This window comes from Flavobacterium sp. (genome assembly GCF_040382755.1).
Classification (GTDB): Bacteria; Bacteroidota; Bacteroidia; order Flavobacteriales; family Flavobacteriaceae; genus Flavobacterium.
Genome location: NZ_JBEIET010000059.1, coordinates 1 through 12,707, shown reverse-complemented (window position 1 = coordinate 12,707; position 12,707 = coordinate 1). Strand labels below are relative to the sequence as shown.

Annotated in this window: 8 protein-coding genes; 3 read left to right on the top strand and 5 right to left on the bottom strand. The window is 30.3% G+C overall.

Annotated elements, in window-relative coordinates; translation table 11 throughout:
* Positions 1 to 249: 249 nt before the first annotated feature.
* Positions 250 to 918, bottom strand: a complete 669-nt coding sequence (locus ABWO04_RS06890) for a head GIN domain-containing protein (protein ID WP_353078547.1) — start codon at positions 916 to 918, stop codon at positions 250 to 252.
* 380 nt (positions 919 to 1,298) lie between these two features.
* Complete coding sequence (rnr, locus tag ABWO04_RS06885) at positions 1,299 to 3,476, bottom strand: ribonuclease R (RefSeq protein WP_353078545.1); 2,178 nt, start codon at positions 3,474 to 3,476, stop codon at positions 1,299 to 1,301.
* A 694-nt stretch (positions 3,477 to 4,170) separates the two neighbouring features.
* Here rnr and rpiB point away from each other — a divergent pair.
* Both rpiB and ABWO04_RS06875 read left to right on the top strand, forming a co-directional pair.
* Positions 4,171 to 4,602, top strand: coding sequence for a ribose 5-phosphate isomerase B (rpiB, locus tag ABWO04_RS06880; protein WP_353078543.1), 432 nt, complete (start codon positions 4,171 to 4,173; stop codon positions 4,600 to 4,602).
* A gap of 70 nt (positions 4,603 to 4,672) precedes the next feature.
* Complete coding sequence (locus ABWO04_RS06875; RefSeq protein ID WP_353078541.1) at positions 4,673 to 6,805, top strand: Tex family protein; 2,133 nt, start codon at positions 4,673 to 4,675, stop codon at positions 6,803 to 6,805.
* A 3-nt stretch (positions 6,806 to 6,808) separates the two neighbouring features.
* On the opposite strand, the gene ABWO04_RS06870 is transcribed toward ABWO04_RS06875, so the two are convergent.
* From ABWO04_RS06870 to ABWO04_RS06860, 3 genes are all read right to left on the bottom strand, one after another.
* On the bottom strand, positions 6,809 to 7,570 hold the full coding sequence (locus tag ABWO04_RS06870; protein WP_353078539.1) for a GLPGLI family protein: 762 nt from the start codon (positions 7,568 to 7,570) through the stop codon (positions 6,809 to 6,811).
* 16 nt (positions 7,571 to 7,586) lie between these two features.
* Positions 7,587 to 10,352 (bottom strand): outer membrane beta-barrel protein, encoded by a 2,766-nt coding sequence (locus tag ABWO04_RS06865; protein WP_353078537.1) that lies wholly within the window; start codon positions 10,350 to 10,352, stop codon positions 7,587 to 7,589.
* A 230-nt stretch (positions 10,353 to 10,582) separates the two neighbouring features.
* Complete coding sequence (locus tag ABWO04_RS06860; RefSeq protein WP_353078536.1) at positions 10,583 to 10,786, bottom strand: Sec-independent protein translocase subunit TatA/TatB; 204 nt, start codon at positions 10,784 to 10,786, stop codon at positions 10,583 to 10,585.
* Positions 10,787 to 10,979: 193 nt separating this feature from the next.
* On the opposite strand from ABWO04_RS06860, the gene ABWO04_RS06855 reads away from it, so the two are divergent.
* On the top strand, positions 10,980 to 12,464 hold the full coding sequence (locus tag ABWO04_RS06855; protein ID WP_353078534.1) for a GH3 auxin-responsive promoter family protein: 1,485 nt from the start codon (positions 10,980 to 10,982) through the stop codon (positions 12,462 to 12,464).
* Positions 12,465 to 12,707: the final 243 nt, after the last annotated feature.

Below are 12,707 nucleotides of genomic sequence, written 5' to 3'. Positions count from 1 at the left end.
ACAATTCCTAAATCTAAAGTAAAAGCTGCTTTAAATCCTTTGGTAATACTGGTTTCTAATAACATAAAAAAACCAGGACCAATAGAAATAGCTAATAAAAATGCCCAAGGAATGGCTAATAATATATCGTGAATCATTAAAAAGTTTATAAGTTTAAAAAGTTTATAAGTTTAAAAGGGTTATTAAACTAATGCACTTAAATGTAAAACTACTAATTTTTAAAGTTATAAAAAAACTTGAAGGTAAATTTTATTTTGCTTGAATAATTTTTCCGCCAGCAACCGATTTTTGATTTATTTGTTTTGGATTGCCGTAAATAGTAATTGTTCCGCCTGCTCGGGTTTTAGCGTCCACTATATCAGTAACATTTACATTAGCTATTCCGCCAGCATTAACGGTTACTGTAGTTTGTTGGGTAATACAATCTTGACCATCATATTTAGCACCCGAATTCGCTAAAATATCTTGGTTTTTTACCGTTCCTTTTATAGTAACTATACTTCCTGCGCCACAACGCACTTTTAATTTATCTGAAGTAAGAGTATTTAAAACAATTTCTGCACCTTCTTTGGTAATAATATCAAAACCAATGGCTTTTATTTCTGTTTCACAAGAAATTCTACTGCCTTCATTAGCTTCTAAAGCATTTAATTTTTTATAATAAACGGTTGCTGAAATAGCATCACCACTTAGTATTTTTGTTAATGGCATTCTAATTTTTAATTCACCATTATTGTTTATTAATTCTACTTCTTCAGAATTAGTTCCTTTTAAAATTACTTTATTTTCAGTACCTAAAACCAACTCTACATCTATTTTATCAAAAGAAGTTACTTTATTGAAATCTCCAACAGATTTTTCGGTTTGTGCAAAAGCTATTGAGCTTAAAAATAATATAGAATAAATGAATTTTTTCATAATTGTAATTAAATGTAAAATGAATAATATATATAAATTAATACTAAAATTAATAGTTGTAAAAAATTAAGATATAATCTGTTTTTAATAAGTTTTTTAAGTATAAAATCAATTGTAAATAAAAATAAAATACAAAAAATTAAAAAAAATTTTCCTAAAAATAACCATCCTTTTTCACATCCTGTAGCTTCACTACTAAAAAATTGAATAAATAAAATAAATATTAAAAATATAAAATTTACTACACTAAAAACCGAAATATTCCTTTTTATAAATTCTATTACTTTCATATATTTTAGATACTGAAACAAGTTCAGTATGACAAGTTTGTGTTGTTATTTTATTTTAACTGAACACTAAAAAACTGATTACTGAACACTTTATTTATTTTCTCTTACAAAATGAAAATCCAATTGTTTTTTCACTAAATCGGCATTTTTTACTTTAACGTACACTTCGTCTCCTAATTGTATTAAGTTTTTAGAAACTTCACCTACTAAAGCATATTGTTTGTCGTCAAACGTATAATAATCGTCTTTAATTTCTCTAATACGCACCATTCCTTCACATTTATTTTCGATAATTTCTACATAAATTCCCCATTCGGTAACTCCAGAAACTACCCCTAAAAATTCTTGATCTTGATGGTCTTGCATATATTTCACTTGCATATATTTTACAGAATCTCTTTCCGCTTTTGCGGCTAAATTTTCTCTATCGGACGAATGCATACATTTTTCTTCAAACAATTCTTCACTCGCACTTTTTCCGCCATCTAAATAAAATTGTAACAAACGGTGTGCCATAACATCCGGATAACGACGAATTGGTGAAGTAAAATGCGAATAATAATCAAAAGCTAAACCATAATGACCAATATTATGTGTTGAATACGCTGCTTTACTCATACAACGAATTGTAAGTGTGTCGACCATATTTTGTTCTTTTTTTCCTTGAACGTCTTCTAATAATTTATTTAACGAAGTAGAAATATCTTGTTTCGATTTTAAATTTAAATTATATCCGAATTTTGAAATTACATTTTGTAAGCCAAATAATTTATCTTCATTTGGTTCATCGTGAATTCTGTAAATAAACGTTTTCTTTTGTTTTCCGATAAATTCAGCCACTTTTCTGTTGGCTAACAACATAAATTCTTCAATTAAATGATTTGCGTCTTTACTTTGTTTGAAATATACGCCAACAGGTTCTGCGTGTTCATTTAAATTGAATTTTACTTCTACTTTATCAAAAGAAATTGCACCGGCATTCATTCTTTTTCTTCGAAGAATTTTTGCTAATTCATCCATTTTTAATGTAGCTTCTACAATTGGTTTTGGTGCGTGATATTCCTTTCCAGTCAATGAAATATGAGCTGGAATTATATCTGATTTACTTTCTATAATTTCTTGTGCTTCTTCGTACGAAAAACGTTGATCTGAATAAATAACCGTTCTTCCAAACCAAGAATCCACCACTTCCGCTTTATTATTTAATTGAAAAATAGCAGAAAATGTATATTTTTCTTCATTTGGTCGTAAAGAACAAGCAAAGTTTGATAAAACTTCGGGTAACATTGGAACCACTCTGTCCACTAAATAAACAGAAGTAGCTCTATTATACGCTTCTTCATCTAAAATTGTACCTTCTTGTAAATAATGAGAAACATCAGCAATATGTACTCCAATTTCATAATTACCATTTGGTAATACTTGAAACGATAAGGCATCATCAAAATCTTTTGCATCTTTAGGGTCAATTGTAAACGTTAAAATATTTCGCATATCTCTTCGTTTTGCAATTTCTTCTTCTGTAATTGAAGTATCTATTTGATTAGCATACGCTTCTACTTCAACAGGAAAATCATTTGGTAATCCGTATTCTGCTAAAATGGCGTGGATTTCTGTATTGTGTTCTCCTGGTTTTCCTAATACTTTTATTACTTTTCCAAACGGAGAATCAGCTTTTTTTGGCCAATCTACCATTGAAACTAATACAACATCACCGTGTTCTGCAGTAGCTATTTCATTTTTTGGAATAAAAATATCGGTATACATTTTAGCGTTTGTAGTAGTTACAAAACCAAAATTTTTCTGAATATCAATTACACCAACAAATTCTGTTTTTGCTCTTTCTAAAATTTCTAAAACTTCGGCTTCTGGTTTTCTACTACTTCTTCTATTGTAAATATAACATTTCACTTTATCACCATCTAAAGCGTGGTTTAAATTTATAAACGGAATATATACATCATCTTCTAATTCAGAACAAACAAAATATCCCGATTTACGAGACGTCATATCTACTGTTCCTTCGTAATATTCTGCTTTGGATATTATTTTATATTTACCGCGTTCGGTTTCTTCTATTTTACCTGCTTTCTTTAAAATACCTAATTCTTTAATAATTTCGTTTCTACTTTGTGTGTCATTCACTTCAATTATTGCAGCAATTTGTTTGTAATTAAAGTCTTTAGTAGGTGATGCGGATAGTATTTTATATACGTGTGCCGAAAAATCTTTGGCTTTTTTTGTCATTTTTCTGAAATTCTTTTTCATATATCATTCTTATTATGCATTAAAAGTACAAAGAAGAAATAAGAAAACGGAATTAAGTAGTAAGATTTAATAAAATTTTAATTTTCTAAAATTTAAAAGTTTTCAACATATATTAAAAACAACAAAAAAAGATTTTAATTAAATTTAAATTATTGATGGTTATTATAGTGTGTTAATATGTGGTATAAATTTATTTTCAAATGTTGTTTTACAAACTTATTGTAAGTTATACAAATTAATAAACACTCAAAAATTTTGCTAATTACTTCTTTTACAACGAATTTTTATTTTTTAATCAAATCTTATTAACACCTGTTAAAATCTTAATCCGCGTTTGTTTTGTATATAAGTCAATTTATAAATTTTGTTAATAACCACGTAAAAAGTATTCATAAAAAAACAATAAAATGTAATAACTAAATTTTGATTTTAATTTTAAGATTTGCATTACAAATTTTAATTTCACACCAGCAAAAAACTTATTATTTTCTATCTTAAGTTATCAACACGTAATGTTAAATTAACATTAACTGATTATCAACTCTTTATCAAAAAGTATTAACAACGCTCTTTTTTCGATTGATTTTTGTAAAATCATTAAAATAGGAAACCAATAATATTTACAAATTTACTTTATGATACGCTACATATTGATTATTTTTGTAAAACAATATTAACAACACTACTCACTATTATGACAGTATCAATTGGTAACGACCACGCGGGTCCAGACTACAAAAAAGCAATAGTTAACTATTTAGAAAGCAACAATTATCAAGTTATTAACCACGGAACAGATACTTTTGAAAGTGTTGACTATCCAGATTTTGGTCACGCTGTTGCGAATGATGTTGTAAGTAAGAAAGCTCATTTTGGAATTGTAATTTGCGGCTCTGGAAACGGAATTGCGATGTCGGCAAACAAACACCAAGATATTCGTGCCGCTTTATGTTGGACGAAAGAAATTGCGGAATTAGCCCGTCAGCATAATGATGCGAATATAATTTCTATTCCGGCACGTTATACCTCTATCCAACAAGCTGTGGAAATGGTAGCTACATTTTTAAATACCGATTTTGAAGGCGGAAGACACGCAAATAGAGTGAATAAAATTGCATGTAAATAATATTTTATTTATGACTAATTTAAATTCCGTCGTAATTGGCGGAATTTATATTTTATACTAAATTTTCACAATGACCACAATCCAATTCATACAAAACCAAACCAATATTGCTGTAAAAAGCATTGAAGCTACAATAAAATTACTTTCGGAAGATTGCACGATTCCGTTTATTTCTCGTTATCGAAAAGATCAAACAGGAAATTTAGATGAGGTTCAAATTGAAGCGATTTTTAAATTAAACAAACAATTTGATGAAATCATCAAACGAAAAGAAAGCATTTTAAAATCGATTGAAGAGCAAAATGCACTTTCGCCTGAATTGAAATTTAAAATTGAAAACAGTTTTGATTTACAAGAATTGGAAGATTTCTATTTGCCTTATAAAAAGAAGAAAAAAACCAAAGCAGACACCGCGCGTGAAAACGGATTGGAGCCATTAGCAAAAATAATAATGTCTCAACGAAATGATGACATTGAGTTTCTGGCATCGAAATATTTAAATGAAAAAGTTGCCAATGAAGACGAAGCCCTTCAAGGCGCTCGAGATATTATTGCCGAATGGATAAACGAAAACATTTTCATTCGAAAATCGCTACGAAGAACCTTTCAGCGTAAAGCCGAAATTACCACTAAAGTAGTTAAAACCAAAAAAGACGACGAAGCCGCTCAAAAATTTAATCAATATTTTGATTGGTCTGAAAACATAAATAAAGCGCCATCGCATCGATTATTAGCGATGTTACGCGCTGAAACTGAAGGATTTATTAAGTTGAATGTAGGATTAAATGATGAAGATAAAAGCGAAGTGATTCGTTTTATGGAAGATAATTTAATCAAAACCAATAACGAAAGCGGCGAACAAATTGAAAAAGCGATAAAAGACAGCTATAAAAGATTGTTAGAACCCGCTATTTCAAACGAAACGTTACAAGAAGCAAAAACCAAAGCCGATATAAAAGCTATTGATGTTTTTGCAGAAAATTTACGTCAGTTGTTATTGGCGCCACCATTAGGTGAAAAACGCATTTTAGCTATTGACCCGGGTTATAGAAGTGGCTGCAAATTGGTTTGTTTGGATGAAAAAGGAGATTTACTAAATAATGAAACCGTTTATCCGCACGCCCCACAAAACGATAGCGCTATGGCGATGAAAAAAATCCGTTCGATGGTAAACGCGTATAATATTGAAGCGATTTCTATTGGTAACGGAACGGCATCTCGCGAAACGGAGTTTTTCATTAAAAAAATTGCTTTTGATAAACCCATTCAGGTTTTTGTGGTTTCAGAAGCAGGTGCATCAGTGTACTCGGCTAGTAAAATTGCGCGCGATGAATTTCCAAATTATGATGTAACGGTGCGTGGTTCGGTTTCTATTGGAAGACGACTTTCAGATCCGTTGGCGGAATTGGTAAAAATCGATCCAAAATCTATTGGAGTTGGACAATACCAGCACGATGTAGATCAAAATAAATTAAAAGAGCAATTAGATACTGTAGTAATGAGTTGTGTAAACTCGGTAGGCATTAACGTAAATACAGCTAGTAAATCGTTGTTGAGTTATGTTTCTGGAATTGGCGAAAAAATGGCTGAAAACATTGTGGCATTTCGCACAGAAAACGGCCCTTTTGAAGACAGAAAGCAACTAAAAAAAGTACCCCGTTTGGGCGAAAAAGCGTACCAACAAGCCGCAGCATTTATTCGTATTAAAGACGGAAAAAATCCATTAGATAATTCGGCAGTGCACCCAGAAGCGTATGCAATTGTTGAAAAAATGGCTAAGGATTTAGGTGTTAAAACAACAGACTTGATTGCCAACAAAGAAAAAATAGCACAAATCCAACCAGAAAATTATATTACATCTGAAATTGGAATTTTAACACTAAAAGACGCTTTAAAAGAGTTGGAAAAACCTGGATTAGACCCAAGAAAAGCCGCTAAAGTTTTCGAGTTTGACCCGAATGTTCGCACGATAAAAGATTTAAAAAAAGGAATGATTTTACCAGGAATAGTAAATAATATTACCGCTTTTGGTTGTTTTGTGGATATCGGAACCAAAGAAAGTGGTTTGGTGCATATTTCGCAATTAAAAGCAGGTTTTGTATCTGATGTCAACGAAGTGGTAAAATTACACCAACACGTGCAAGTAAAAGTGGTTGAGGTAGATGATGCAAGAAAGCGCATTCAGTTGACGATGGTATTGTAAGTATTAGAGAAATGCATTCCAAAGGAAAACATTTTTTTCTCTTTTTTTCTCTTCTTCATCGTTCCCGTAGCTCCACCAATCTTTTGTTTTGTCTTCAATAAGTGTCCTAAATTCTAAATTAGAAAACATTTTTTTAGCGGTTATAGGTTTTATTTCAGTTGGATTTGTAACGGTTAAGTTTACTTTGGTTGCTATGTAAGAAGTATATAATCTGGGTATTGTAAGACCTAAAATCATTCCAGGTAATCCATTTATTGAACAGGGTCCGCCACTAATGGTGATATCATCGGTATAAAATGCAAAAATATACACATCACCAAAAATTTTTCCAACCGCTTTACGGCAATTATAACCTGCAATTTCACGGTTTTCGTTAGTAATTCTCCATTCAATAGGCGCAATACTATCTGAAATTACAATAGTTGAACCAACCACTTGTTTTTGTGAACTCATAGAGTTTGTATTAAAATCATAATACCAACTTTTTTCTTCGTCTTGGTCTTTTTCATTTTTTGGAATTCTTGTTTTTTCGCTCCAGCGATTAAATTTGAATAAACTTTTATTGTCTGTAAAACTGTATGTCCAATAAGATGTTTTAAGTTCTGAAAGACTTTCTTTCATCATCTCATCCCAACTATTATTACTCATATTTTTCTTGACATTGGTATTTACCTCAAACTCAATTTCGGCTTTGTCAACAAATTGCTGTGCTGTTGAGCAAAAGCTAAAAAACAACATTGCTGCTACAAAATATACTGATTTCATCGTTTTTATGTTTTAATTATTGTTTATTTTTAAAATTCCAGATAAAACCAATCATAGCATAGCGTTTAAGTCTATCATTCTGTTCTTCTCCAATTACATTGCCATAGTTATATCGTTCAATTCCAATGTTTTGATTAAGAATATCTCTAACCAAAAAGTAGGCAGTAAATTCATCGTTTTTAAAAGTGCGTTGTACTCTTACGTTCCAAATTTGATTTGTAAGATTACTCTGAAAATCATCCGTTTTTTGTCGAGTATATAAGTTATAATCTGTGCTAATTTTCCAATTTTTACTTAAATAATAGCTTGCGTCTATACTTAAATTATAGGTATTAAATGATTTTACTTCGTTATTAAGTGACGTACTATTTCTATTATTTGAAAATTGATTATTGATGTAAAATTCATAACTTTTTTCTTCTGATTTAGAAAAATAAAACGAAAAATTTGAATTTATATTCTTTGAATTGTTCAGAACATTATTAATACTTATCATCGATTTATTATAACTAATTGAAGGATTAATTCCGGCATCCAAATCAAACTTTTTTATTTTGAAACCATATCCCATATAAAAATTACCAGAAAAATTACCGTTGGTATTGATTGCTTTAGAGGTAGTTTTTGCATTGTCAATATCAATATCTCTGTTATAAGTAATTAAATTCGACGTAGTTCTAAAATAAACACCTTGGTACATATGAGATTCGCTCAAGATATTATAATTATTATGAGAAATATTTATACTATTTGTAAAAGATTGTTTTAAGTCGGGATTTCCAATAATTTGATTAAAAAAATCTTGATTGTTTCGCAAGGGTTGTAATTGGTCAATAGTTGGCTGCGATGTTGAGCCATTATAATTTATTCTTAAATTACCATTATTTTTATATTTATAAGAAAAACTTGCCGATGGAAAAAGATTGGTATAATTTCGCTTGTACTCTTTATTGAAGGTTTGGTCAATCAAATCAAAAAAGGTAAAACCAAATCCACTACCAAAACTATAATTTATTTTTTTTGAGTTATAACTCATTATTAAATTAGGTTTGTTAACTACAATAGTTTGTTCAAATTGATTTGACAGTCCACTATTCAGTAAATCATATTGGTTCGATAAAGTTGAAAAATCATACGTTAATTGATTGTTTTTTCCCGTGTTGTAAGCAATTTGATAACCAAGTTGTAACGCCCAATTTTTAGCAATCGGCTCAGTATAAACAAGATTTACATTCGTGTTTTGAGTTGTTTTTTTGCCAATTTTATTTTGATTAAGACTTATAATAGAGGAAGAAATTCCCGAAATAAAACTTTCATTATCAGATTTTAAATAATTATCAGACTCATTATTTAAACTACTCCAAGACAAGTTCATTGAAAAAGTACGACGTAATTTAGCAAATTTATGTTTGAATAAAACAGAAGCCATTAATGATTGTTTATCCGATTTTGTATCTAGATTTTTCTGACTTTTATTTTTTAAAACGCCATTTTCATCAGTAGTTGTGCCATCGGTAAATTCATTACTTGTAGTAGCATAAAAATTTGTTTTTGTATTTATTTTAATCGTATTTAAAGAATCTAATTTTATATCATAAGACGCATTGAATTTATAATTGTTTCTTGTGACGTTTGTAGCGGTCGAAGTGTTTTCATTTAGTTGTGTTATACCAATTTGTGATTTATTGTATCTTTTATTGTTATTAGTGTAGTTTTGATTATTAAATTTTGGCGATAAATTTAAGGTTTGTTTGTCGTTCCATTTGTTGTTGTAATGCAATCCACCATTCGTGTTTTTTATAAAACCATTTTGCGTATCCACTTGCGGTTCATCATCATTGTTGCCTCCAATCCATTGGTAACTTACATTTCCATCATCATCCATATTCATTGTAACATCGCTGTTTTCACCACCAAATTTATCGCTATCCTCCCAATCTAAACCGTCCTGACCCGTATTTCCATTTAATAAAAAAGCCGAAATTTTCCTTTTTCCTTTAAACGCACTTAACATCAAATTACTGTTATACCTTGGGTCTTGGTCTTCTAATGGTCCAGCAGAGTTGTCTATTTTTCCAAAACGGCCTTTCTTTTTATCTTCTTTAAGTTTCAGATTTATTGTTTTTTGACTTTTCCCATCGTCTATTCCTGTAAATTCTGCTTGATCACTTTTTTTATCAAACACTTGTACTGTTTTAACCGCATCAGCACGAAGATTTTTTGTTGCCATTCCTGGGTCGTCTCCAAAAAATTCTTCACCATCCACAAGAACTTTTTTAACCGATTCGCCCATTGCTTTGATTTCTCCATTTTTATCAACTTGAATGCCAGGAAGTTTTTTTAGTAATTCTTCCACATTTGCGTTTACATCAACTTTGTAATCACTTGCCCTATAGCTAGTTGTGTCACCTTTAATTCGTATTGAACCGCCTTTAATAATTACTTCTTCTATTAATTTACTTTTGCTAAATAACCCAATTGTTTCTAGGTTATTTTCATTTTCTTTTATTTCTACTTCATCTACATAATCAGCAAATAGACTGTTTGAAATGCTCAAAATATATTTTCCTGATTTGATGTTTTTAATTAAAAACTTACCTTCTTTGTCAGACCTTGTAAATCGATACAAAATAGAATCTTTTGGCGTTATTAAAGCAATTACTGCATTTTCAACAGGATTTTTTTCTAAATCATTTACTCGCCCAGAAAGGGTTCCTTTTTGAGAAAAGGAAGAAATAGAAAACAATAGGAAAGCAACACGTAAACAATTACATTTTAACATAATATTTTTTTTAGGGCATACAAAAAAACCACGGTTCTTTCCAACAAAAATAAGGAAACAGTTGTAATTTAAATGGGTTTAACAATTAATTAAACGAGTTTTATTAAAAAATATTTTACTAAAGCGTAAACTTTTTACTATAATTCAAGAAATAACCTAAAATAAAAAATTCCAAATCCCAAGTTTTAAAATTTGGAATTTGGAATTTATTTATTTGGAATTTTAAAAATTTATTCTTTTGTTTCTTCTTCTTTTTTAACTACTGGAGTTTCATCTTCACCTTTAGCCGCTTTTTTAAATTCCTTGATACCGCCACCAAGTCCTTTCATTAATTCTGGAATTTTTTTACCTCCAAAAAATAAGACAACAACAGCAATAATAATAATCCACTCTGTTCCACCAATGGTTCCTAAAGTTATATATAAAGAATTCATTTTGTTTAAATTTTAAATTTATACCACAAAGGTACATAAAAAAATAAAACACAAATAAAATTATTCTTTTTTATTGGCACAACTTGTCCCGAATCTCAGGATTTACTAATTGGCACATTCGCTAATTATCTTATATTTGTATAAAATCAGTTGATTTGTCTCAAAAAAAGACTAAAAAAAAAACCCGACAAGTATGTCAATAAAAGCATTTGCAGCTAAAATACTCGCTAAATATTCTCATTTTCAAACGCAAAAATGGGCGAACGAGCCTGTTGCATCACAAGAAAAGGTATTTCAATCTTTATTACGTGAAGCGAAAAACACGCAATTTGGAAAAGATCATAATTTTTCAAACATCAAATCATTTGAAGATTTCGCGAAACAAGTTCCTGTTCGAGATTATGAACAATTGAAATCATACGTTGATAAAGTTGTTGCTGGCGAATCGGATGTTTTATGGAAAGGAAAACCGTTGTATTTTGCTAAAACTTCAGGAACAACTTCAGGCGCGAAATACATTCCACTAACGGCAGAATCGATGCCATTTCATATTAAAGCGGCAAAAAATGCCATTTTAAGTTACATTCACGAAACAGGAAAATCCGATTTTGTTGACGGAAAAATGATTTTTTTACAAGGAAGTCCAGAAATGGAGGAAAAAAACGGAATCAAATTAGGTAGACTCTCTGGAATTGTAGCGCATTATGTACCAAAATATTTACAAAAAAACCGATTACCAAGTTGGAAAACCAATTGTATTGAAGATTGGGAAACTAAAGTAGATGCGATTGTAGAAGAAACGCTTCATCAAAATATGACGGTGATTTCAGGTATTCCAAGTTGGGTACAAATGTATTTTGAAAAATTAAAAACAAAATCGAATTTGCCTGTTGGCGATTTATTTAAAAATTTCAATTTATTCATTTATGGCGGGGTGAATTATGAACCGTATCGTGCCAAATTCGAACAATTAATAGGTAGAAAAGTAGATTCAATTGAACTATTTCCTGCTTCCGAAGGGTTTTTTGCCTATCAAGATTCGCAAACCGAAAAAGGAATGTTATTGCTTCTGAATTCGGGAATTTTCTACGAATTTATAAAAGCAGATGATTTTTTCACAGAAAACCCTAAGCGTCTCACAATTAGCGAAGTAGAAATTGACATAAATTATGTTTTAATTATTTCTACGAATGCCGGACTTTGGGCATACAATATTGGCGATACAATTGCGTTTACCTCTACAAAACCGTATCGCATTATTGTTACCGGAAGAATTAAACATTACATTTCTGCTTTTGGCGAACACGTGATAGGAAAAGAAGTGGAAACCGCTTTACAAAACGCAATTTCAGGAACAAATATAAGCGTAAATGAGTTTACAGTTGCGCCACAAATTAATCCAAAAAGCGGTTTACCGTATCACGAATGGTTAATCGAGTTTGATTCGGAACCAGAAGATTTGGAAACTTTTGCATTAAAAATTGATGCAGAAATGCGCCAACAAAATGTGTATTACGACGATTTAATAAAAGGCAATGTGTTGCGAAAACTTGTGATTACGAAAGTGGGAAAAAATGGTTTTCAAAACTATATGAAATCTATTGGAAAATTAGGAGGACAAAACAAATTACCAAGATTAAGCAACAACAGAAAAATTGCTGATTTTTTAACGATGTAAATGAAGAAATTATTAACTTTCTATACACAAAAAGCGAACGAAAACGGACTAAAGAATAAATTTATTACCTTTGTTGGTTATAAAATAGAAATTAATGAGAGACATTAAAAACATTTCGCGTTCTCGGGCGCAAGAATCGTCGGCAGCTATCGAACGATTGTACATTACTATGCGACACTTATTTAACAGAGGTTTTTACAAACCAATGGGTGTTTCAGGAGAAACCTTACGTGAAGCTTTATT